The following is a 22490-nucleotide window of genomic DNA, read 5'->3' as shown; positions in this document are numbered from 1 at the left end:
GGATCAGCGGCTGAGGAGGCCTTCGAGGACGTGCGTCAGCTCGGGTGCGGGGTCCGCGGGCAGGCCTGCGGAGCGCCAGGCGACGATTCCGTCGGGGCGGACGAGCACCGCGCCCTGAGGGGTGACGCCGTGGACGGCGGCCCAGTCCGCGCCACCGCCATCGGTGCCGTGGGCGGCCGTGGTGTCGAGGTCGAAGTCCGGCCCGGCGCCGATGCGGTAGGACACCAGGGGGACGCCGAGCTTGGCCGCTGCGGCCTGGGCGGCCGACGGCCACGGCCCGTCCGAAAGACCGGAGAGCAGGACGAAACTCCGCTCGTACAGATCGACGGTCGACTTGGTGTCCCCGTTGTGCACGACGGTCATGTGCGGGGCCCGGGTACCGGGGTCCGCCTGCAGGCGGAGTGTCTCCGGGATGGTCGGCGCTTCGGTGTCCGCGCCGGACACGGCCGTGGAGAGGTAGCGGTAGCCGAGGGACACGGTCATCAGGTCCGTGCTCTGGCCCGGTCCCTGTGCGGCGGCGTAGCCGGGGTGCTCCTCGCGTGCCGCTTGCTCGATGGCCCGGGCGATCGTGGCCAGGGCGACCGGGCGCCGTTCGTTCTCGTAGGTGTCCAGCAGGCCCTCTCCCGCCCAGCCGTGCAGCACCGCGGTGATCTTCCAGGCCAGGTTGTGAGCGTCCTGGATGCCTGTGTTGGATCCGAACGCGCCGGTGGGGGGCATCTCGTGGGCCGAGTCACCGATGAGGAAGACGCGTCCCTGCCGGTAGCGGTCGGCGACCCGGTCCGCCGCGTGCCACGGGGCGCGCCCGGTGACCTCGACGTCCAGGTCCCGTACGCCGGCAGCGGCCCTGACGTGGTCCGCGATGCGCGTGTCGGTGAAGTGCTCGAGCGTCTGGCCGCGCTCGGGGAACCACGGGATGTGGAAGACCCACTTCTCCTCGTTGTCGACGGGCAGCAGGACCCCGTCGCCCTCGGTCCCGTTCAGGTAGCAGACGAGGAACCGCTGATCGCCCACCACTTCGCGCAGGAGCTTGCTGCGGAAGGTGACGCTGACGTTGTGGAACAGGTCGCCCCCTCCGCTCTGTCCGATGCCCAGGCGCTCGCGCACGGGGCTGCGCGGCCCGTCGGCCGCCAGGAGGTAGGCCGTGCGCATCGTGTACGTCCGACCGCTCTCCCGTTCGCGCAGTTCGCACGTCACGCCGTCCCGGTCCTCGGTGAAGGAGACCAGCTCCGTACCGAAGCGCACGTCCCCGCCCAGTCGACGGGCGTGGTCCAGCAGGACCGGCTCCAGGTCGTTCTGGCTGCACGCGCACCGCAGGGTGGAGCACACGTCCTTCTCGGGGGGCTTCCCGCCGGTGAGCCGGGCCGAGAGCCATCTGCTCTGACCACCCGACAGTTTGTCCGTCTGCATGATGCCGTGATTGCCGGACAGGTTGGCCGCGGCCTTTCTGATGTCCGGTTCCACGCCGGCGGTGCGGAACAACTCCATGGTCCGCATGTTGTTCCCCCGGCCCCGGGGGTGTTCGGAAGTGGCGGCCCGGCGTTCGGCGACCATATGGCTGACGCCCAGTCTTCCCAGAAACACCGACGCGGACAGTCCGACAAGCGAACCGCCCACGATCAATACCGGCACCAATTCTTCGTCGCGCCTGTCCACGGCCCGTCCTCCTCCAGTGACCCAGCGGTAGTTCGGGCAGCAATTCGAACTCATGGCGGCCCTGGGTTCGAACCTGTCATACGGCCCCAGGGTCGGCAATCGGTCCTTCCCTCGGACGGCGCATTCGTCGTCTCCGCGACCGCACCGTGCCGAAGAGGTCGGTCAGCGTCAGGGTGAATCGCGTTTTCCCGTTACGGGTGGCGTCAATGCATTCCTGCGTTCCAGCATTCAGCCGACTCGTGCCACTGCGGGAAGAGAAGAAGGGCCGTCGATGACTCAGATGCAAGAGCAGGAGACCGCGGACGAGACAGCCCGGGCAGTGGACGCGGCATCCCGCGGCTGCCCCGAATACCGGTCCAACCCGCACCCTCTCTATCAGCATCTGCGTGAGAACGCGCCCGTGTGCCGTCTCACCCCGCCGCACGGTGTGGACTCGTACCTCATCACGCGGTTCGAGGACGCGAAGGCAGCCCTGGCCGACCCGCGGATCAGCAAGGACATGTACGCGGCCATCGATGCCTACCGTTCCATCTTCGGCGACTCCTCCATCGCCCTGGACGACAACATGCTGTTCGCCGACCCGCCGAAGCACACGCGGCTGCGCCGGATCGTCAGCCGTGCCTTCGTCCCTCGCCGTATCGAGGCCCTGCGCCCGCGGATCCAGGAGATCACCGACGCGCTGCTCGACAAGTGCTCCACCCTGCAGTCCGTCGATCTGCTGTCGGCCTTCGCCTTCCCGCTGCCCCTTCAGGTGATCTGCGAGCTGATCGGCGTCCCCGAGGAGGAGAGGCAGGAGGTCCAGCAGTGGTGCAGCGTCGTGGCGCGGACCGGTTTCAGCAAGAAGGACAAGGACCGGCTGGCCGAGGCGGAGACCGCGCTCCGGGAGTACTTCGAGGTCCTGATCGCCCGTAAGCGGAAGGCCCCCGAGGACGACCTGCTGAGCGTGCTCATCCAGACGAGCGACGAGCAGGAGTCGCTGACGGACGGCGAGTTGCTGTCCACGCTGTGGGTGCTGCTGTTCGCCGGCCACAAGACGACCGCCTACCTCATCGGCAATGCCGTCTACACCCTGCTCACGCATCCCGAGCAGCTCAAGCAGGTGATCGACTCGCCCGAACTCCTGCCGAACGCCATCGAGGAGATCATCCGCTTCGAGGGCTCGGTCGAGAACGCGACCTTCCGCCACGCGCTCGAGGACATCACCATCGCGGGGACGCTCATTCCCAAGGGCTCGCTGGTGCAGATCGCGGTCACCTCGGCCAACCGGGACGCCGCCGCGTTCGAGAGCCCCGACGCCTTCGACATCGCCCGGTCGGGCGTGCAGAGCAACCACCTGGGATTCGGTACGGGCCCGCACTACTGCCTCGGCGCACCGCTGGCCAGGATGGAGATGCAGATCGCCCTGGCCTCGCTCTTCCGCCGCTTCCCCATGCTCTCCCTGGCCATTCCGGCCGACGAGGCCAAGTGGCTGACCGTGCCCTTCCCCGCGTTCCGCGGCCTGACCGAGCTGCCCGTCGCGCTGGACCCCTCCAGGGTTCTGGACGACTGGGCATCCGGGATGCCCGACATCGCGTGAGACTCTTGCCGGAGTGCGTGAGGGACCAGGAGCATGCCGCACGAGTGGATCCGGCATGCTGGAGACAACGGCTCGTCAGGGACGAGCCGTTGTCGCCTGGTTCAGGAGCTCTCCCGGCTTCGGGCCCCGGCCTCGGCGATGGACTGGGCCTCTGCCTCGGCCAGGCCGATGGCCACCCCGAAGGCCTGGGCGATGTGGGTCGCGGCCGACATCACGCGCGCCGTGCCGACGACGGGGGCGATCGCCACGAGGACGTCCTGCAGCTGCTCCACGGTCAGTTGGGCCTTGACCGCCGGGTCGACGTGGGCGAGGTAGGAGAGCGCCGGTGCGTCCATGGCCACGAGCGCGGCGATGCGGGTCAGGATGAGGGTGCGCTCGTCCATGCCGCAGCGTTCTATCGAGTCGATCGTCATGGCGGCCAGCGTGTCGAGGACGGGGGCGTCTGATGTGGTGGGCATGGGGGTCCGCCTTCCGGGGTCTGCCGTCTGGGCTCTATCACCGTAGGCGGCCGCCCGGCGCCTCTTGCTCACCCGACGCGGGTGAGGCTGTCCGGACGTCGGTGACCGTGATCCGGGTGGCGTGAACGTGCCGTCCGGCCGGTCGGGGCAGGTCACCCCTGGTGGGTGAGGGCGGGCCGCGGCCCGGGATGGTCCGATACCGGCATGAGCAGGTCCGCGGGCGACTCGCCCGCCTCCGCGCCGACGGGTCGGAGCGGCGACGACGGCCTCGTGGGGCCCGTGCCCCACGGGGTGACGCGGCTGGTCCTGGGGCTGGCCGATCTGGCGTCGCAGGCCGTGTCCGCGGCTGGTCCCGGAGCTCCGCGTCCGGTGGGTGCGCCGGCGCCCCTGGGCGACGCCCTGCTCGGATTCGCGCTGGAGGTGGAGCGGCGCTCGCTGTCCAGGGTCGTGGGCACGGCCGACCGGGCCGGGCGCTGGGCCCGCGCCGCGACCCGGCTGCTCGTGCCGTCGGCCGTGCGGGGTGCGGCTGAGGGCCGCATCGCCTACTGGAGCGCGCGGGGAGCGGCGGAACGGGAGCGGTCGCGGAACCAGGCGGGGGACCTGGCGCGGGCGCTCGTCCGGGCGGTGACAGCGGCCGTCGTGGACGAGCTGGACCTCGACGCCGTGGCCGACCGCCTCGACGTGGACCGCGTGGCCCGGCGCGTCGACCTCGACGCCCTGCTGGCCCGGGTCGACCTCGACGCGGTCCTCGCCCGCGTGGACCTGGACGCCGTGCTGGCCCGTGTCGACGTCGACGCCCTGCTGTCCCGGATCGATCTCGACGCCGCCGTCGACCGGATCGACGTGGACGCGGTGGCGGAGCGGCTGGACGTCGACCGGGTGGCCCGGCGCATCGACCTCGACGCGGTGCTCGCCCGGGTGGATTTGGCGACGTACACCGAGCAGGTGCTGGAGGAGCTGGACGTCGGGCGGATCGTCCGGGACACCGGGGGCAGCATGACGGCGGAGACGCTGGACGCGTTCCGTGAGCAGAACGCCCGTGCCGACCGGTTCGTGGACCGGATCACCGACCGGCTGCTGCATCGCGCCGGATCCCCTCCGAGGCCATCGGCCGGTGAGCCGCGGCCCGGAGGGGGAGGCGAGGGACCGGAGGCGCCGTGACCTCGATGGCCCGTGCGCCCGGTCCGGCGGCCGTCCAGGGACTGCCGGCCGGGATCGTCACGCGTACCGTGGCCGCCGTCGTGGACGTCCTCGTCGTGCTCGGCGCGGTCGCGGTCCTTCAGTTCGGTTCCGCGGCGCTGCGGTATCTGCTGGTGGGGCCCCCGTTCTCGGCGCCGCAGCTCGGCCTTTGGGGCGCCACGGGATTCGGCTCCGCGCTCGCGGCCGTCTATCTCGCGGGCAGCTGGTGCACGGTCGGACGCACCGTCGGTGACCAGATAATGGGCCTGCGGGTGACCGGCCGGTCCGGCGCCCGCCTCACCCTCGTGCCCGCCGCGCTGCGGGCCGTCCTGTACCTCCTCTTCCCACTCGGAGTGCTGTGGATCCCGGCCAGCAGCCGCCGGGCCTCCGTCCAGGACCTGCTGGTCGGCAGTGCCGTGGTGCACGACTGGTACGGCCACGCGCGGCCCCACCCCGGTCCGGCCGGCTCGCCCGGTCCACCGGGTCATGGCGCGGGCGAGCGGCCGTAGGCGGTACCGAGGGCACGTCAGCCCGTGTACGCCGCGAAGATCTTCGCGAACTCGTAGGGGGACTGCGGGACGTTCGTGCACTGGTACAGGGCCCCGGTGCAGGCGTTGCGGTCCCGGGTCGCCTCCCAGAAGGCCAGCTCCCCGAGGTGCTTGCCCTGCGCGAAGGAGACCAGCTGGCGGGCGTCGCTCTGGTCGTAGATGTGGCCGTCGTCGTTCTGGCCGAGCATCGGAGTCACGCCGATCATCGCCCAGAGCTGGGCGTCGGACCTGCTCGGGTAGAGCGACCGCAGCTGGGTGAAGGTGGCCTGCGCGGCCTGGAGGGCGGCGTCGCCGTAGTCGACGCTCCGGTAGTAGTCCATGGCCATGATGTTCACGAGGTCGAGGTCCACCCCGGCGTCCCGCGCCGCCTTGACCACGTTCAGGCCGTCCGAGGTCAGGCCCTCCGGGAGCACGGGGAGCGTGAGGGAGATCCGCAGCCCGGGGTGGGCCTGCTGGAGACGGGCCAGGGCCTGGGAACGGCGGCTGATCGAGGCCGGGTCGGCGACGGCCGCACCCTCGATGTCGAAGTCGACATAGGTCAGGTCGTACGCGTTCACGACCGCGTTGTACTCGGTGTAGAGGGAGTCCACCGAGTCGCAGGCCTGGGCCAGTTCGATGCCGGACGCGCCGCCGAAGGAGACCTTCACGTCACCGCCGTTCGCCCGGATCGCGTCGATCTGGTCCTTGGCCCAGCCGTTGCGCGGGTCATAGGCGTTGAACCACATGGCCTTGCAACCGGAGGCGGTGACGAACGCCATCGTGTAGCTCTTGAGCCCGCTCGCGGAGGCCATGTCGGGCATGCTCGGGGTGGGCCACGCACCCATGTCGATGTACGGAGCGGTGTGCACGCCGCCACCCGGCTGGGTGCCCCCGGAGGTGGTCGTAGCGCTGACCGCCGCGCTGTAGGCGGAGACGTTGCCCGCGGCGTCCCGGGCCCGCACGCGGAACGAGTAACTCGTGTTCGCCTGCAGCCCGGTGGCGGTGTACGAGGTTCCGGTCACCGTGACGGGTGTGCCGCCGTCGCGTGAGATGTCGTAGCCCGCGACGGATCCGGAGTCGTCCGTGGCGGCCGTCCATCCCACGGTCAGCGACGAGCTGGACGGGGAGCCCACGGTCACCCCGCCGGGCACGCCGGGCGGGGTCGTGTCGCCGCTGCCCGAACCACCCGTGCAGGGCGCGCCGTTGAGCCGGCAGCCGGCCGGTGTGCCGGTGCCGCTCGACACCCACCCGAAGGTGGTGCTCGCCCCCGGCGCCAACGAACCGTTGTACTCACGGTTCTTGAAGGTGTAGTGACTGCCGCTCTGGGTGAGCAGCGCGTCCCAGTACGAGCCGACCGTGGTGCCGGAGGGCAGGTCGAACTCGACGGTCCAGGCGGACACGGTCGTACTGCCGCCGTTGGTGATGGTGTAGGCGCCCTGGTAACCGCCGTCCCAGGTCGAGGTCTTGGCGAAGGACGCCGTGGCCGAGCCCGCGGCGAGTGCGGGTGGTGGGGTGAGGAGCAGGAGCAGTGCGCCGAGGAACAGGGCGACGAGTGCCGATGGTCTTCGCATCGCTGCCTCCACTGGTGGGGGTTGGGCGCCGGGTCGACGCTCGAGGCTGCACAGAATTGGTCCATACCAAGGGGATGGCATGTACATATCGATTGGCTGAACCCGCGTCAAGGGCTCTGCGCCGTCCGGGACCTGACGGACCATGCCCGCGCGCTCGCAGGGCGGGACCCCCGGCTCGTTCACCGACCGCGACCCGTACGATGTCCCCGATGCACAGCACCGGACAGCACACCCGACAACCGCCCCTGCGGCGGCTGCGTGCGCTGTTCGTGCTGGCGGTGCTGGCCGGGCTGCTGGGCATGCACGCCCTCGCTCCCGGCGGCGGCACGGGGCACGGGGAGCATGCCCGAGCCGCGCACACGAATGCCGCGGTCGTCACCCAGGGCGGCTGTCCCGAGGACGACGGGCACTGCGGCGGCCATCGGATGCACCACGCCGATCCCACCTGCGCGTCCGGTGCCGTGAACGGCGGTCCGCAGCTGCCCGCGCTCGCACCCGACCCCGTGACCGCCCCCGCACCGACGACCGACCTGCGCTCGTGCGCGGTCACGGCGCCGGACGGGGCCCGTGCACCACTCTCCCTGGCGGAACTCCAACTCCTGCGGATCTAGAGGCCGCGACGACCGCATGTGCCGCGGTCGTCCTCCCACGCTCGCCCGAAGACATCTTTCGAACAGCAGGAGTTCCCGTATGACCACCCGTACCCTGACGCGCCGTGCCGCCCTCGTCGCGGTGACCGGCGTCGCCTCCGTCGTCCTCGCCGCCTGTGGCGGTGACGGCGGCGACCACGCGGGCCACGGCGCCTCGGCGAGCACGAGCGCTTCCGCCACCGCCACGGCCCACAACGCCCAGGACGTCGCCTTCGCGCAGGGCATGATCCCGCACCACCAGCAGGCCCTGGAGATGGCACGGCTCGCCGACGGCCGGGCCTCCTCGGCCCGGGTGAAGGACCTCGCCGCCCGCATCGAGAAGGCGCAGGATCCGGAGATCCGCACCATGACCGGCTGGCTGAAGGCCTGGGGCGAGCAGGTGCCGATGGCCGGCATGGACCACTCCGGTCACGCCGGCATGTCCGGGATGATGAGCGACGACGACATGGCCGCCCTCGAGAAGGCCACCGGCAAGGACTTCGACACGAAGTTCCTGTCCCTGATGGTCGAGCACCACAAGGGCGCCGTCGAGATGGCCACCACGGAGAAGGGCAAGGGCCGGTACAGCCCCGCCAAGGGCATGGCCGACGACATCGTCGGCGCCCAGAACGCGGAGATCGAGGAGATGAAGCAGCTCCTCGGCAAGGGCGGGAGCAGGAACCGGGGCTGACCGAGTGGGCGGGGGGCCGGCGGTACGCGGCCGGCCCCCCGCCCCCGTCATCGGCCGGCCGCGCCGAGCACCTTCTCCAGCGAGCCCAGCGCCGAGCGCAGCTCCTCGGCCGTGATGGTCAGCGGAGGCGCCAGCCGGATCGTGGAGCCGTGCGTGTCCTTGACCAGGACACCCTCCCGCATGAGGCGCTCGCTGATCTCACGGCCGGTGCCGATGGCCGGGTCCACGTCCACGCCCGCCCACAGCCCGCGCGCGCGGAAGCCGGTCACGCCCCGGCCGACCAGCTCGGCGAGGCCGCTGTGCAGGATCTGCCCCAGGTCGGCCGCCCGGCGCTGGAACTCGCCGGACTCCAGCAGCTCGACCACCGCCGTGCCGACGGCCGCCGCCAGCGGGTTGCCGCCGAACGTGGAGCCGTGCTCGCCCGGGTGCAGCACACCCAGTACCTCGCGCCGGGCCACCACCGCCGACACCGGCACGATGCCGCCGCCCAGCGCCTTGCCGAGGAGCAGCACGTCCGGAACGACGTCCTCGTGCTCGACGGCGAGGGTACGGCCGGTGCGGCCGAGGCCGGACTGGATCTCGTCCGCGATGAACAGGCAGCCCTTGCGGCGCGTCAGCTCACGCACGCCGGCCAGGTAGCCGTCGTCCGGGATGACGACCCCCGCCTCGCCCTGGATGGGCTCGAGCAGCACCGCCGCCGTCGTCTCGTCGACCGCCTCCTCCAGCGCGGCCAGGTCGTTGTACGGCACGATCCGGAAGCCGGGCGTGAAGGGGCCGAAGCCGGCGCGGGCCGTCTCGTCCGTGGAGAAGCTGACGATCGTCGTCGTACGGCCGTGGAAGTTCTCCGCCGCGACGACGATCGTGGCCTGGTCGGCGGGGACGCCCTTCACGTCGTACGCCCACTTGCGGGCCACCTTGATGCCGCTCTCCACCGCCTCCGCGCCGGTGTTCATCGGCAGCACCATGTCCAGACCGGTCAGCTCCGCGAGCCGCTCGGCGAACTCGGCGAGCCGGTCGTTGTGGAAGGCGCGGGAGGTGAGGGTCAGCCGGTCGAGCTGGCGGTGCGCGGCCTCGATCAGTGCCGGGTGCCGGTGGCCGAAGTTGAGGGCCGAGTAGCCGGCCAGCATGTCGAGGTAGCGGCGGCCCTCGACGTCCTCCACCCAGGTGCCCTCGGCCCGGGCGACGACCACGGGCAGGGGGTGGTAGTTGTGCGCGAGGACCGGCTCCTCCGCCTTGATCAGGTCGTCGGACGTGCGCTCGTGCGCGGGTGCGGTCATCAGCGGATCTCCTGGGTGCAGCACTTGATGCCGCCGCCGGCCTTGTGGAACTCCGACAGGTCGACGGGGACGGGGACGTAACCGTGATCGGTGAGGCGCTCGGCCAGCGCCTCGGCCTTGGGGGCGATGAAGACGTGCCGGCCGTCGGACACGGAGTTCAGGCCGAACGCCATCGCGTCGTCGCGGGTGGCGAGCACCGCGTCCGGGTACAGACGCTTGAGCACCTCCCGACTACCCGGCGAGAAGGCCTCCGGGTAGTAGACGATGTTTTCATCGTGGCCGCCGTCGAGGACGAACAGCGCCGTGTCCAGGTGGTAGAAGTACGGGTCCACCAGGGTCAGGCCGATCACCGGGTGGCCCAGGAACTCCTGCGCCTCGCGGTGGGCCTCACGGGTGGTGCGGAACCCGGTGCCGGCCAGCACGTACCGGCCCGTCCACACCAGGTCACCCTCGCCCTCGGTCACCGCCTCGGGCCGGTAGACGTCGTAGCCGGCCGACTTGAACCATGTGTCGTAGTGGACCGACTCGGGGCGCCGCTCCTGCGCGTGGAACAGGGAGCCGAAGACCCGGCCGCCGACCACGAACGCCGCGTTGGCGGCGAACACCATGTCGGGCAGGCCCGGGACCGGGTCGACCGCCTCGACGGTGTGGCCGTGGGAGCGGTAGGTGCGGATCAGCGCCTGCCACTGCTCCTGGGCCAGATCCACGTCGACGGGCGTGTCGGGATGCATCCAGGGATTGATCGCGTACTGCACGGCGAAATGTCTGGGTTCGCAGACAAGGAAGCGCCGAGGGCGCGGCACACGGCTTTCGGGCACAGAGGGTTTCCTCCGCTTTCCTGTGCGTCACTGAGGGTTGACACAACGGTAGGAAGGGACGGAGGCGGACGACAAGAAACGAAAGCTGCGTGCATGCGCAGCATCGCTGCGTTCTCACCAGGGAGAACGCACGAGAACTGCGCGCTTCGGGGTTTACGTCGCGATCACTCGGGTGCGGCGTGGGTCGCGCCCGCTTCCGGGCTTTCCGGGAGGAGGTGGGACAGCACCATCACACTGATCGTCTTCCGGATGAACGGTTCGGCACGGATCCGTTCCAGCACCTCCTCGAAGTGCTCCACGTCCCGCGCCCGCACGTGCAGCAGCGCGTCCGCGCCGCCGGTCACCGTCATGGCCGCCGTGATCTCCGGGTGGTTGCGCACCACCTCCGCCAGGCGCCGTGGCGGGGCCGCGCCCTCGCAGTACACCTCGACGTACGCCTCCGTGCGCCAGCCGAGCGCGGAGGGCTTCACGGTCGCCGTGAACCCGGTGACCACACCGGTCTCCCGCAGTCGGTCCACGCGCCGTTTGACCGCGGTGGACGACAGCCCGATCGCCGCGCCGATCTCGGCGAAGCTGGTCCTGGCGTTCGCCATCAGTGCGGTGATGATCTTCCGGTCGAGGTCGTCGAAGGAGGCAGTCCTGCTGTTCATGCGGGCACTGTAATCAGCCACGCCCGCGTCGAGCGTCCTACGACTGGGTGACGGCCATGGCGAGCGTCAGCAGCATGAGCACCACCCATCCGAACCACAGCCAGCCGTTGCCGCCGAGCGCGACCGTGTAGGCCGTCACGACGACGAGCCCGCCGACGGTCATCGCCCCCATCGCCTTGGTGGAACCGTTCGTGGAACCGGGCATCGCGACACCCTCCTCATGGTCCGTCCTCGACCATGGTGCCCCGAACACCGCCCGAACGGCATACCGCGGCGTCGGCTCTCGCTACCGCGGACTCAGCTCTCGCGCGCGTTGAGCGAGGCCAGATAGGCGTTGTACGCCTCCAGCTCCTTGTCGCCGTCCCGGTCGGCGGCCCGGTCCTTGCGCCTGGCCTGCCGCTGCTCGGAGCCGTACCACTGGAACAGCAGCGCGATCAGCACCAGCACGGACGGGATCTCACTGAACGCCCAGGCGATGCCGCCGGCCGCGTTCTGGTCGGAGAGCGCGTCGATGCCGAGCGAGGCGGACGGGTGCTTGAACGTCTCGACCATCGGCTCCGACGCCATCATCAGCGCGATGCCGAAGAAGGCGTGGAACGGCATGCCCGCGAACAGCTCCAGCATCCGCATCAGGTGACCCGGCCGGCGGGGCCCCGGGTCCACGCCGATGATCGGCCAGAAGAAGACCACACCCACGGCGAGGAAGTGCACCATCATCCCGATGTGCCCGGCCCTCGACCCCATCAGGAAGTCGAACAGCGGGGTGAAGTACAGCGCGTACAGGCTCGCGATGAACATCGGGATCGTGAAGGCCGGGTGGGTGATGATCCGCATGTACCGGCTGTGCAGCAGCGCCAGCAGGAGCTCACGCGGCCCCTTGCGGCCCTTGCCGGCCACCGGCAGCGCGCGCAGCGCCAGCGTGACCGGCGCGCCCAGCAGGATCAGGATCGGCGACAGCATGCTGATCACCATGTGCTGCACCATGTGCACGCTAAACATGACCATGCCGTAGTCGTTCAGCTCGGTGCACATCACCAGCGCGATGGTCAGCACACCGACCACGTACGACACGGTCCGGGCCACGGGCCACGCGTCCCCACGCCGCCGCAGCCGCACGACGCCCCAGCCGTACAGGGCCAGCCCGGCCAGACAGGCGACGAGGAAGAAGGGATCCGCCGACCACTGGAGACCCCGCCCCAGCGTGAACGGCGGCAGGTCCATCATCATGCCGTGCCCGCTGTGATCCATCCGGCGGCTCCTGATTCGTGGGGGTTGTACGCGTCTGTCCGCCCCCAAGAGTAGAACCGCCCCCGGTCACGGCTGTGACCGGGGGCGGGTTGTCCTCGGCTGAACTACAGGACGCACTCCGCCTCGTCGTACCGCTCGGTGGGAACCGTCTTCAGCGTCTCCACGGCCTCGGCGAGCGACACCATGACGATGTCGGTGCCGCGCAGCGCGGTCATCATGCCGAACTCCCCGCGGTGCACGGCCTCCACCGCGTGCCAGCCGAACCGCGTGGCCAGCACCCGGTCGTACGCGGTGGGCGTTCCGCCCCGCTGCACATGCCCCAGGATCACCGGCCGCGCCTCCTTGCCGAGCCGCTGCTCCAGCTCGATCGAGAGCTGCCGGGCGATCCCCGCGAAGCGCTCGTGGCCGTAGATGTCCTTGCCGCCCTCGTCGAACTCCATGGAGCCGGGCAGCGGCTTGGCGCCCTCCGCGGCGACCACGATCGCGAACCGCTTGCCCGCCTCGAACCGCTCGCCGACGCGCGCGGCCAACTCCTCGATGTCGAAGGGGCGTTCCGGCACGACGATGGCGTGGGCGCCGGCCGCCATACCGGAGTGCAGCGCGATCCAGCCGGTGTGCCGGCCCATGACCTCAACCACCAGCACGCGCTGGTGGGACTCGGCGGTGGTCTTCAGCCGGTCCAGGGCCTCGGTGGCGACACCGACCGCCGTGTCGAAGCCGAAGGTGACGTCCGTGACGGCGATGTCGTTGTCGATGGTCTTCGGGACGCCGACGACGGGCAGGCCGTTGTCCGACATCAGCCGGGCCGCCTTCAGCGTGCCCTCGCCGCCGATCGGGATGATCGCGTCGAGGCCCAGTTCCTCGACATGGCCCTTGGCCCGCTCCACGCCGTCCCGCAGATGCGAGGGCTGGACCCGGGACGAGCCGAGGATGGTGCCGCCGCGGGCCAGGATGCCGCCCACGGCGTCGAGGTCGAGCTTCATGTAGTCGCATTCCAGGAGGCCTTTCCAGCCGTCCCGGAAACCGATGACCTCGTCGCCGTGGTCGGCGACGGCACGGTGCACGACGGACCGAATGACGGCGTTCAGGCCGGGGCAGTCGCCGCCGGACGTGAGGACACCAATGCGCATAGCCCGAAATACCTTCTCAACGTGGGCCGGAAAACCGGACCACGTCGTCCGGCGGATTCCCGGCCACCCTACCGGCGGGAGGGGGTGGCTCCGTAGCGGGCGTCCGCCTGCTGGACGCGCCCGCACATGTGAGCGGACGGCCTGTCAAGCGGGCCCGCTGAGAGCCTGCCGGAAACCGCTGAGACGGCGCTGAAACGACGCTTACGCAGGCTGCTGCGCAGCTGTGTTCACGCAGGCTGCTGCGCAGCCGCGATGCGCTCGTTGCGGAGCGCGTCGTACCACCGGTCGTCGATCGGCGGCAGCGCGTTGACGTCGAGCGCCAGCTTCAGCAGCAGGTCGGCGATCAGCGGGTTACGGGCCAGCACGGGGCCGTGCATGTACGTACCGAAGACCGTCCCGTTGTACGCGCCCTCGGTGCCGTCCCCGGTGCCGTTGCCCTTGCCGATCTTCACCCGGGCGAAGGGGCGGGCCGTGGCCCCGAGGTGGGTGACGCCCTGGTGGTTCTCGAATCCGGTCAGCTCGGGGAGGCCGAGCTGCGGGTCGATGTCCCCGAGGACGTCGCCGACGCACCGCTCGCCCTCGCCGCGCACCGAGACCACGTCCAGCAGGCCGAGGCCCGGCTCGCGCTGGCCGAGGTCGTTGATGAACTCGTGGCCGAGGATCTGGTAGCCGGCGCACACGGAGAAGACGATCGCGCCGTTCTCCACCGCGCGGTGCAGATGACCGTCGCGGCGCAGCCGCTCGGCCGCAAGCCGCTGCGGCCGGTCCTCGCCGCCGCCGATCAGGTAGATGTCACCGGAGGTCGGGATCGGCTGGTCGCTGCGTACGTCCAGCCGGGCCACGTCCAGGCCGCGCTGCCGGGCCCGCCGCTCCACGACGAGGGCGTTGCCCTGGTCGCCGTAGGTGCTCAGCAGGTCGGGGTAGATCCACACCAGCCGCAGTTGGTTGTCGCTCATGAGGTGATCGCCCTTCGAAGATCAGTTGCCGACGCGGCGGCGCAGGTCCTGGAACGCGGTGTAGTTCGCGATGACCTCGATCCGGCCCGGCGGGCACATCTGCACGGCCTGGTCGAGGTTCTCGCAGACCTGGAAGTGCTGGTTGGCGACCTCCAGGCGGACGGCGAGGTCCAGCTTCCGGTCGCCGATGACGAAGATCGGGTGGCCGGTCAGCCGCGTGTAGTCGACGTCCCACAGCCAGGAGGTGTCGGTGCCGTCGGCGCCGCGGGCGTTCACGGACAGGATCACCGGGGTCGGCGGCGGGTCGATCAGGGAGAACGTCTCCAGCCAGCCGGCCGGGTTCTTCGCCAGCAGCAGCCGCAGGTCGCGGCCCTCGAACTGGACGACGTCGTAGCGTCCCGCGACGGCCTGCACCTGGTACATGCGCTCCAGGGCGACCTGCGGCGGCACCCCGAAGACGGCGGCGACGGCCGCGGAGCTGGCCGCGTTCGCCTTGTTGGCGCGACCCGGCAGCTGCAGGTGGATCGGCCAGGCGGACCCGTGCGGATCCAGCACATGGTCCCCGGAAAGCGCCCAGGTGGGCGTCGGCCGGCGGAAGCCGCACTCGCCGCAGTACCAGTCGTCGCCGGGGCGCTGCATCACGCCACCGCAGGACGGGCAGGACCAGGCGTCGTCCTTCCACATCTGCCCGGCTGCGACCCAGATCACATTCGGGGACGAGGAGGCGGCCCAGACCACCAGCGGGTCGTCGCAGTTGGCGACGACGACGGCCTTGGTCCCGGCGAGGCCCTCGCGCCAGTTCTCGGCGAGCATCCGGGTCTCGGCCGCGCGGTCCAGCTGGTCGCGCGAGAGGTTGAGCAGCGCGATGCACTTCGGGTCGGTGTCCCGGGCGACGCCGGCCAGGTACTTCTCGTCGACCTCGATGACGGCGAACTTGGCGTCCGAGCCCCCGGCCAGCGCCGAGGTGATGCCGGCCGGCATGTTCGCGCCGAGCGCGTTCGAGACGACCTCGCCCGCGGCCCGCAGGGCCTCCGCGATCAGCCGCGTCGTCGTGGTCTTGCCGTTGGTCGCCGAGACCAGGACGACGTCCAGGTTCTGGGCGAGCCGGGCGAGGAGGTCGGGGTCGAGTTTGAGTGCGACCCGGCCACCGATCACCGATCCGCTGCCGCGTCCCGCGGCGCGGGACGCCGCCGCGACCGCCTTGCCCGCGGTCACGGCCAGCTTGGCCCGCGGCGTGAGCGGGTCCGAGTTGCCTGCCATCAGTTCTCGATCCTCCTTGCGTACGCGCCGCGCCTGGGGCCATCCGGCTACGTGGTGTGGGCCTCAGCCTATCGAGATCCATTCGCACACCCGAATCCCGGCCCATGCCTGGCTGCGGGCATGAACTGAACGAACCGTACCCTTGCCGCCATGCGACACGGCTCGATCCCGGGCGCCCACGGGCGCGTCCGGCCTCTTTCCCTGCTCCACGACCCCGTTCTGCACGCGCCCTGCCGGGACGTCACGGACTTCGGCCCCGAACTGGCCGAGCTCGTGGAGGACTTGTTCGCGACCATGTACGCGGCCCAGGGGGTGGGCCTGGCCGCGAACCAGATCGGCGTGCCGCTGCGGGTGTTCGTCTACGACTGCCCCGACGACGATGACGTCCGACATCTCGGATATGTCGTGAACCCGCGCCTGGTGGAGGCGGACGGCGTGGTGATCCGCGGCCCGGAGGGCTGTCTGTCCCTGCCGGGCCTGGAAGCGGGCACGGAACGCTACGACCACGCGGTCGTCGAGGGCTTCACGATGACGGGTGAGCCGATCACCGTGCACGGCACGGGTTTCTTCGCCAGGTGCCTGCAGCACGAGTCGGACCACTTGGAGGGCACGGTGTACGCCGACCACCTCAAGGGTTGGCGCCGCCGCAGACTGATGAGACAAATCTCGCGATCTTCGTGGCACCGGGACGGTGCTCCCGCCTGAAGGGGCGCGGGGAACTGCGCGACAGGCCCCGACGCACCCGCAGGCGCGAGGCGGTGGTCAGAACCCCGGGCCGCCCATCTTGTCACCGGCCGCCGCGAGGCGCCCCCACAGCAGATCGGCGAGAGACCTCACCAACTCGGCCCGGGAGCACGGCCGCTCCCCGAGCCACCAGTCCCCGGCCGCATGCATCATCCCGACGATCCCATGCCCCCAGACCCGGGCGAGCTGCTGACTCCCGGGTCCGAGATCCAGCCGCTCCTCGATGACCTGAGCCAGCTCCTCACCCATCCGTCGAAGCAGTGGAGCCGAATGCTTGCCGACGTCGAAGCCCGGTTCGCCCCCCTGGCTTCCCTCCGCCGGATGCATGAGGAACCGATACACCTGAGGTCGTGCCTCGATCGCCGCGAGGTAGGTGTCCAGCGTGGACTCGACGCGTTCCCGCCGCTCGGCCGGGGCGTCGAGTGCCGCCCGCAGCGAGTCGAGCAGGGCGTCCGTGTGCCGCTTGGCCAAGGCCGCGTAGAGTCCGCCCTTGTCGCCGAAGTGGCGGTAGAGGATCGGCTTGGTGATTCCGGCCTCCGCGGCGATGGCGTTCATCGAGGCCTGCGGACCGTCACGCAGAACGACTCGGTCCGCCGCCTCCAGCAGCTCGCGCCGTCGGCGGTCGGCGGACCGTTGCTGATCGGTCCGCTGCGTGGTGTCCATGTGCTCTCCCCACCCGTGCTGATTCGGTGACGCCTGCGCAAACTAGCACTGTCCACGCCCCTGACATCGAACGGGATGCCGACGCGTCATCGGGAGTTGACTTTTCCTACCCGCCGGTAACACACTCGGGTTACCGCTAGTAACACCGTATGCGCCGCCGCTGGAGGGGACATGGCCGAGTTCACCATGGAGCTCAACGACGAACAGAAGGAGGTCCGGGACTGGCTGCACGGTTTCGCCGCCGACGTCATCCGCCCCGCGGCCGCCGAATGGGACGAGCGTGAGGAGACTCCCTGGCCGGTCATCCAGGAGGCCGCGAAGGTCGGCATCTACTCCCTCGACTTCTACGCGCAGCAGTACTTCGACCCCACCGGCCTCGGTATTCCGATGGCCATGGAGGAGCTGTTCTGGGGCGACGCGGGCATCGCCCTCTCCATTGTGGGCACCGGCCTTGCCGCCGTGGGCGTTCTCGCCAACGGAACCGAGGAGCAGATCGGTACCTGGATCCCCCAGATGTACGGCGACGCGAACGACGTCAAGGTCGCCGCCTTCTGCTCCTCCGAGCCCGACGCCGGCTCCGACGTCGCCTCCATGCGCACGCGTGCCGTGTACGACGAGGCCAAGGACGAGTGGGTGATCAACGGCACGAAGACCTGGGCGACCAACGGCGGCATCGCCAACGTCCACGTCGTCGTCGCGGTCGTCGACCCGGAGCTGGGCTCCAAGGGCCACGCCTCCTTCATCGTCCCGCCGGGTACGCCGGGGCTGTCCCAGGGGCAGAAGTTCAAGAAGCACGGCATCCGCGCCTCGCACACCGCCGAGGTCGTCCTGGAGAACGTCCGTGTTCCCGGCTCCTGCCTGCTCGGCGGCAAGGAGAAGCTGGACGAGCGGCTCGCCCGGGCCCGGGAGCGGGCGAAGGCCTCCGGCGGTGAGCGGTTGAAGAACGCGGCGATGGCCACGTTCGAGGCGTCCCGCCCGGCCGTCGGGGCGATGGCGGTGGGCACCGCGCGGGCCGCGTACGAGGTGGCTCTCGACTACGCGACGACCCGTGAGCAGTTCGGGCGGCCGATCATCGACAACCAGGGTGTCGCCTTCCAGCTCGCGGACATGCGCACGCAGATCGACGCCGCGCGGCTGCTCGTGTGGCGTGCCTCCTGGATGGCGGTCAACGGCAAGCCGTTCACCGCGGCCGAGGGGTCGATGTCGAAACTGTTCGCCAGTGAGACCGCGAAGAAGGTGACCGCGCAGGCGATCCAGATTCTGGGCGGCAACGGGTACACCAGGGAGTACCCGGTGGAGCGGATGCACCGGGACAGCGCGATCTACACGATCTTCGAGGGCACGAGCGAGATTCAGCGGCTGGTGATCGCGCGGACCTTGTCGGGGATGCCGATCCGGTAGCGTCGCGGGGGTTCTGCGCGACCCGGTCCGCAGGTCCGTCCGTGACGGGTCGCGCAGTTCCCCGCGCCCCTTCGGGTGGGGACGCTCACCTGTGTCTCAGGGGCGTGAGTTGCTCGATGTCGTACCGCCTCCGGAGTTCCTCGATCGCCTCGTGGTCCGGCGGCCCTCCGTTCCCCAGGATCTCCAGCAGCTCCTCGAAGTAGCGCTCGTGATCGGGGGGCGGGGACGCCTGGAAGAACATCTTCGCCGGCGTGTCCGTCGGGTTGGCGAAGGCGTGTGGGCAGCCGGGGGGTACGACGATCACCGTGCCCGGGGTTGCGCGTACCACGCGGCTGCCCGAACTCGACTCCCACTTCTGCCAGTTGTCGGGGGTGCGGACACGCGGCTCGAAGGCGAGCACGTCCAGTTCGCCGTCGAGGACGTAGAACAACTCCTCGCTGCGCGTGTGCACATGGGCACCGACGTCGAAGCCCGGCGGGACCTCCACCTCGAAGGTGGAGGCCGTCCGCGAATGAGTGCCGGTGACCTTGAACGTCACGCGCTGGGCGGACGTCGCGACGACGCGGCCGTGGCCCGGAGGCACGAGCAGGCCCTCGACCTGCGTCGCCTCCTGGACCGGCACGTCCGCCTGGGCCTGCACTCCTCGGGCCGCGGGACCATCGGGTACCGCCAGCCCTTCGGTCGTCGTCATCGGCCGCTCACCACGTCACGGGCAGGGCCTCGGGCCCGCGGATCAACGCGCCCTTCCTGAAAGGCACCTGTCCGGGCGGTACGGCGAGCCTCAGGCCCGGCACCCGGTCCAGCAGCGCGTCCACCAGGAGCTCCGACTCCAGCCGCGCCAGCATGCCGCCGGGGCAGTAGTGCGGGCCGAAGCCGAACGCCAGGTGCGGGTTGGGGCTGCGGGAGAAGTCGATGGCCTCCGGATCGGTGAAGACGTCCGGGTCGCGGTTGGCGGCCAGGTAGGAGACGTAGACCGCGTCGCCCGCGCGGATGCGTACGCCCCTGATCGCCACGTCCTCCAGGGCGATCCGGGAGAGGCCGACGGCGTTGCGGTGAGGGATGAAGCGCAGCAGTTCGTCGATCGCCCTCGGGCGGATCCCCGGATCGGAGCGCAGCCGTTCGAACAGCTCGGGGCGGGTCAGCAGCAGGTAGAACATCTGCCCGCTGTTGTTGGTGACCGCCTCGCCTCCGATCTGGAGGAGGACGGTGAGGCCGACGGCCTCCTCCAGGGTGATCTCGCCCCGGCCCACGGCGGCACCGAGCAGCGAGGTGACGTCCTCGGCCGTGCTGCCCTCGCGCAGCCCGATGAGGTCGGAGAAGTAGGCGCTCATCTCGCGCTTGGCCTTCTCGCTGGCCTCCTTCCCGTGCGAGGAGGACAGGATCATCTGGGTCCAGATGTGCATGTCGCGCCGGTCGCCCGCCGGGACGCCCATCAGCTCGCAGATCACCGCGATCGGGAAGGGGACGAGGATCGTCGCCGTCAGGTCGGCGGGCGGGCCGTCCTGGAGGAGTTCGTCGACCAACTCGTCCAGCATGCCGCGCGCCTGCTCGCGGATCCGCTCCACACCCTTCGCGGTGAACGCGGCGGCGACCGAGCGGCGCAGCAGCGTGTGCTCCGGCGGGTCCAGGACGCCGACCGCGCCCTGGTCCGGGATGTAGTGCGGGGCGAGCCGGGTCACCTGCCTGCCCATGACCGCCGCGCGGCTGAAGCGGGGGTCGTTGGTCACCATGCGCACGTCGTCGTACCGGGTGACCAGCCACGCCCAGCCCTCGCCGTTGGCCAGCTGGATGCGAGTGACCGGGCCCTCGCGCATCAGGTCGGTCAGCACCGGGTCGAAGTCCGTCCCGGTCAGATCGACCGCCGGCCAGTGCCGGATCGGGGGCAGGGTCTCGGTGAGGGTCTCTTCGCTCATCGTGTCATCCCGCTGTCCTGGACCCAGCGGCCCACGGTCATCTCAGCGGTGATGCCGGGACCGAACCCGGCGAGCAGCCCACGCGCCCGGTGCTCGGCACCTCCCTCGTCGAACAGCCGGCGCAGCGCGTCCAGGACGACGGCGCTGGCGATGTTGCCGTACTCGGTGAGCGTGGCTCGGCTGAACCGGAACGCGTGCGGCTCGACCTGCAGGAACTTGCTGAGGTCGTCGAGTATTCGGGGACCGCCCGCGTGGATGATGTAGAAGTCCAGGTCGGCGGCGTCCCAGCCGTGCGTGCCCGCGAGGTCCTGGAGCGCCGGGGCGAGCGGCTCCATGGTGGTCGGCACCCGCTTGTCCAGCAGGAAGTGGAAGCCGGTGGCGCGGACGTCGTACGCGATCCAGTCCTCGGTCTTGGGGATCAGGTACGAGCCGTTGCGCTCCAGATGGACGCCCGTGCCGCCCCGACCGCGCACCACGGCCGCGGCGATGCCGTCGCCGAACAGGCCGTTGGACAGCAGCGAGCCGACGCCGAGGTCGGTGGGCTGGTAGCACAGCGAGCAGAACTCGCAGGCCACGATGAGCGCGTTGCCCTCCGGGTAGGCCGAGCAGAAGTCGTGGGCCCGGTTGATGGCCGCGCCACCGGCTGCACAGCCCAACTGGGCTATGGGGAGCTGGCGGGTGTTGGACGGGAAGTCCATCTCGTTGATCAGCCACGCGGTCAGCGAGGGCATCATGAAGCCCGTGCACGACACGTAGATGATGACATCGATGTCGGAGGTCAGGACCTCCGCTTCGTCGAGCGCGCGCTGGATCACCGCGGGGACACGGGCCTTCGCCTCGGCCTCGTAGAGCTTGTTGCGTTCCTCGAACCCGGGGTGTTTCAGGGTCTCCTCGATGGGCTGCACGATGTGCCGGGTGCGGACGCCCGTGTTCTCGATCAGCCGGAGGGCCAGCGGGAGCTGGGGGTGGTCCGCGTGGTGCGTACGTGCCAGCTCCAGCGTCTCCTCCATCGTGATCACGTGTTCGGGTACGGACACCGAGGGTCTGCACAAAGTCGCCATGAGCCGTCCCTGCTTTCGCCGTCCGGCGGACCCGCGCCCGCCGGTCAGAAGGTGGTCCACCCAGGTTCACCCGAGGGGGCGACGATCTCTCGTCGGACTACTCCGAATCGGGGACAAGGGGTAGGGATCGGACCTGAAGCCCGTACGACCCCTCGGAGGACCCGATGGCGCCCAAAGCCCCAGAACTACTGGCCACCACGACCGCCCAACTCGCCCCGGACCCGCGGACCAACCCCCTCGTCCCGCTGATCGCCGTGGGTGAGGCGAGCCGCGAGACCCTCGCAGCTCTGGCCCTGGAACAGCGGTGGGTGATCGCCGCGGACCACCGCGCCTTCGTACACCTGGCCGAGCGCGCGGCCGACACCCGCACCGCGGCCGCCTTCTTCACCTCGCTCGCCGAGGGCGAGGCGTTGGCGGGGGAGCATCTGACCGCGTTCGCGGCGGCATCCGGCGTGACCGAGGAGCAAAGGCACACGTACGCTCCCCGCCCCGGCTGCCAGGCCTACCCCGCCTACGTCTCCTGGCTCGCCCTCAATGCCTCACCGGCCGACGCGATCCTGGCGCTCACCGCCAACTTCTCGGCGTGGGGCGGCTATTGCGCCCGCATCGCCGAAGGCCTGCGCCACCACTACGGCTTCTCCGACGAGGCCTGCGCCTTCTTCGACCTCTTCGCGGAACCGTCCCCCGGCCTGGACGCACAGGCGACGGCGGCGGTGGAGGCGGCACTGGACTCCGGCCACCTGAACACCGGCCTGGCCCACACCTACGGAAGCCTGCTCCAGTCCTACGAGGCGATGTTCTGGAACTCGCTGAGGCAAACGCCCTAGCTACGGCGCCCCGCTGCTGTGCGCGATACAAGCCACGTCGATACGATCCGCAAGCTTCGCCAGCTCAATGGTCAAGGCGGCGACCGTATCCTCGTCGAGCCCCTGATCCCCGGCCTCGACAAGATGCAGCCACCGCCCGCCCACGGTCCGCAACAACTTACTCACGTCGGCCGCAGCCACCTGCAGGGCACCGCGGTCGTCGACGATCAGAGGCAGAGTCACTTCGCGGTTCACAAACGGGATGGTAGCCGCGCAGTC

At 70.4% G+C, this 22490-nt stretch carries 24 protein-coding genes; 8 read left to right on the top strand and 16 right to left on the bottom strand.

Annotation, left to right across the window (positions count from 1 at the left end):
- Positions 1 to 3: 3 nt before the first annotated feature.
- Positions 4 to 1707, bottom strand: coding sequence for an FAD-dependent oxidoreductase (locus ACIF83_RS30910; RefSeq protein ID WP_399731824.1), 1704 nt, complete (start codon positions 1705 to 1707; stop codon positions 4 to 6).
- A 217-nt stretch (positions 1708 to 1924) separates the two neighbouring features.
- Here ACIF83_RS30910 and ACIF83_RS30905 point away from each other — a divergent pair, with 217 nt between their 5' ends.
- Positions 1925 to 3229 (top strand): cytochrome P450, encoded by a 1305-nt coding sequence (locus tag ACIF83_RS30905; protein ID WP_399731821.1) that lies wholly within the window; start codon positions 1925 to 1927, stop codon positions 3227 to 3229.
- Between the two features lie 101 nt (positions 3230 to 3330).
- On the opposite strand, the gene ACIF83_RS30900 is transcribed toward ACIF83_RS30905, so the two are convergent.
- Positions 3331 to 3687 (bottom strand): carboxymuconolactone decarboxylase, encoded by a 357-nt coding sequence (locus ACIF83_RS30900; RefSeq protein WP_393484388.1) that lies wholly within the window; start codon positions 3685 to 3687, stop codon positions 3331 to 3333.
- Positions 3688 to 3891: 204 nt separating this feature from the next.
- Between ACIF83_RS30900 and ACIF83_RS30895 the strand changes: the two genes are divergently transcribed.
- The gene (locus ACIF83_RS30895; protein WP_399731818.1) at positions 3892 to 4848 is read left to right on the top strand and encodes a hypothetical protein; all 957 of its coding nucleotides are present in this window, start codon (positions 3892 to 3894) and stop codon (positions 4846 to 4848) included.
- Between the two features lie 5 nt (positions 4849 to 4853).
- Positions 4854 to 5375 (top strand): RDD family protein, encoded by a 522-nt coding sequence (locus ACIF83_RS30890; protein ID WP_399732095.1) that lies wholly within the window; start codon positions 4854 to 4856, stop codon positions 5373 to 5375.
- 17 nt (positions 5376 to 5392) lie between these two features.
- Here ACIF83_RS30890 and ACIF83_RS30885 read toward each other — a convergent pair whose 3' ends face one another.
- Entirely contained in the window at positions 5393 to 6964 is a 1572-nt protein-coding gene (locus ACIF83_RS30885; protein ID WP_399731816.1) for a cellulose binding domain-containing protein, read from the bottom strand.
- Between the two features lie 209 nt (positions 6965 to 7173).
- Between ACIF83_RS30885 and ACIF83_RS30880 the strand changes: the two genes are divergently transcribed.
- Positions 7174 to 7575: a DUF6153 family protein gene (locus tag ACIF83_RS30880; protein ID WP_399731814.1), complete on the top strand. Its 402-nt coding sequence runs from the start codon at positions 7174 to 7176 to the stop codon at positions 7573 to 7575.
- 79 nt (positions 7576 to 7654) lie between these two features.
- Positions 7655 to 8284, top strand: a complete 630-nt coding sequence (locus tag ACIF83_RS30875; RefSeq protein ID WP_399731811.1) for a DUF305 domain-containing protein — start codon at positions 7655 to 7657, stop codon at positions 8282 to 8284.
- Positions 8285 to 8331: 47 nt separating this feature from the next.
- Here ACIF83_RS30875 and rocD read toward each other — a convergent pair whose 3' ends face one another.
- From rocD to ACIF83_RS30835, 8 genes are all read right to left on the bottom strand, one after another.
- Positions 8332 to 9561 carry an ornithine--oxo-acid transaminase gene (gene rocD / locus ACIF83_RS30870; protein WP_393484380.1) on the bottom strand — a complete coding sequence of 410 codons (1230 nt, stop codon included), beginning with the start codon at positions 9559 to 9561 and terminating at the stop codon, positions 8332 to 8334.
- Positions 9561 to 10379: a dimethylargininase gene (gene ddaH / locus ACIF83_RS30865; RefSeq protein WP_393484378.1), complete on the bottom strand. Its 819-nt coding sequence runs from the start codon at positions 10377 to 10379 to the stop codon at positions 9561 to 9563. Before ddaH ends, rocD begins: the two co-directional genes overlap by 1 nt.
- A gap of 164 nt (positions 10380 to 10543) precedes the next feature.
- Positions 10544 to 11029 (bottom strand): Lrp/AsnC family transcriptional regulator, encoded by a 486-nt coding sequence (locus tag ACIF83_RS30860; protein WP_393484376.1) that lies wholly within the window; start codon positions 11027 to 11029, stop codon positions 10544 to 10546.
- A gap of 37 nt (positions 11030 to 11066) precedes the next feature.
- On the bottom strand, positions 11067 to 11234 hold the full coding sequence (locus ACIF83_RS30855; protein ID WP_399731802.1) for a hypothetical protein: 168 nt from the start codon (positions 11232 to 11234) through the stop codon (positions 11067 to 11069).
- A 92-nt stretch (positions 11235 to 11326) separates the two neighbouring features.
- The gene (locus tag ACIF83_RS30850; protein ID WP_393484372.1) at positions 11327 to 12277 is read right to left on the bottom strand and encodes a cytochrome c oxidase assembly protein; all 951 of its coding nucleotides are present in this window, start codon (positions 12275 to 12277) and stop codon (positions 11327 to 11329) included.
- Positions 12278 to 12381: 104 nt separating this feature from the next.
- Positions 12382 to 13407, bottom strand: a complete 1026-nt coding sequence (locus ACIF83_RS30845; RefSeq protein WP_393484370.1) for a 6-phosphofructokinase — start codon at positions 13405 to 13407, stop codon at positions 12382 to 12384.
- 227 nt (positions 13408 to 13634) lie between these two features.
- Positions 13635 to 14363 carry a type 1 glutamine amidotransferase gene (locus ACIF83_RS30840; RefSeq protein WP_393484368.1) on the bottom strand — a complete coding sequence of 243 codons (729 nt, stop codon included), beginning with the start codon at positions 14361 to 14363 and terminating at the stop codon, positions 13635 to 13637.
- Between the two features lie 21 nt (positions 14364 to 14384).
- Positions 14385 to 15623 (bottom strand): MurT ligase domain-containing protein, encoded by a 1239-nt coding sequence (locus ACIF83_RS30835; RefSeq protein ID WP_399731797.1) that lies wholly within the window; start codon positions 15621 to 15623, stop codon positions 14385 to 14387.
- Between the two features lie 150 nt (positions 15624 to 15773).
- On the opposite strand from ACIF83_RS30835, the gene def reads away from it, so the two are divergent.
- Positions 15774 to 16328 (top strand): peptide deformylase, encoded by a 555-nt coding sequence (gene def / locus ACIF83_RS30830; protein WP_399731794.1) that lies wholly within the window; start codon positions 15774 to 15776, stop codon positions 16326 to 16328.
- Positions 16329 to 16385: 57 nt separating this feature from the next.
- Here def and ACIF83_RS30825 read toward each other — a convergent pair whose 3' ends face one another.
- Positions 16386 to 17030 (bottom strand): TetR family transcriptional regulator, encoded by a 645-nt coding sequence (locus tag ACIF83_RS30825; protein WP_389185982.1) that lies wholly within the window; start codon positions 17028 to 17030, stop codon positions 16386 to 16388.
- A gap of 171 nt (positions 17031 to 17201) precedes the next feature.
- On the opposite strand from ACIF83_RS30825, the gene ACIF83_RS30820 reads away from it, so the two are divergent.
- On the top strand, positions 17202 to 18431 hold the full coding sequence (locus ACIF83_RS30820) for an acyl-CoA dehydrogenase family protein (protein ID WP_393484362.1): 1230 nt from the start codon (positions 17202 to 17204) through the stop codon (positions 18429 to 18431).
- An 85-nt stretch (positions 18432 to 18516) separates the two neighbouring features.
- On the opposite strand, the gene ACIF83_RS30815 is transcribed toward ACIF83_RS30820, so the two are convergent.
- The 3 genes from ACIF83_RS30815 to ACIF83_RS30805 form a co-directional block, all read right to left on the bottom strand.
- Complete coding sequence (locus ACIF83_RS30815) at positions 18517 to 19014, bottom strand: cupin domain-containing protein (protein ID WP_261386771.1); 498 nt, start codon at positions 19012 to 19014, stop codon at positions 18517 to 18519.
- A gap of 115 nt (positions 19015 to 19129) precedes the next feature.
- The gene (locus ACIF83_RS30810) at positions 19130 to 20344 is read right to left on the bottom strand and encodes a cytochrome P450 (RefSeq protein WP_399731789.1); all 1215 of its coding nucleotides are present in this window, start codon (positions 20342 to 20344) and stop codon (positions 19130 to 19132) included.
- A complete protein-coding gene (locus tag ACIF83_RS30805) occupies positions 20341 to 21405 on the bottom strand; it encodes a type III polyketide synthase (RefSeq protein WP_393484358.1) in 1065 nt (354 codons plus the stop codon). The genes ACIF83_RS30810 and ACIF83_RS30805 overlap by 4 nt, the downstream gene beginning before the upstream one ends.
- Before the next feature lie 164 nt (positions 21406 to 21569).
- Here ACIF83_RS30805 and ACIF83_RS30800 point away from each other — a divergent pair, with 164 nt between their 5' ends.
- Positions 21570 to 22232, top strand: a complete 663-nt coding sequence (locus tag ACIF83_RS30800) for a transcriptional regulator (protein WP_399731785.1) — start codon at positions 21570 to 21572, stop codon at positions 22230 to 22232.
- Here the strand turns inward: ACIF83_RS30800 and ACIF83_RS30795 are convergent, their stop codons facing one another.
- Positions 22233 to 22466: a DUF6213 family protein gene (locus tag ACIF83_RS30795; protein WP_393484354.1), complete on the bottom strand. Its 234-nt coding sequence runs from the start codon at positions 22464 to 22466 to the stop codon at positions 22233 to 22235.
- Between the last annotated feature and the right edge of the window lie 24 nt (positions 22467 to 22490).

It is taken from the genome of Streptomyces sp. NPDC085866 (genome assembly GCF_044541035.1).
GTDB lineage: Bacteria > Actinomycetota > Actinomycetes > Streptomycetales > Streptomycetaceae > Streptomyces.
Note: the sequence above shows the minus strand (reverse complement) of the source record. Positions and strands in the feature narration are given on the sequence as shown.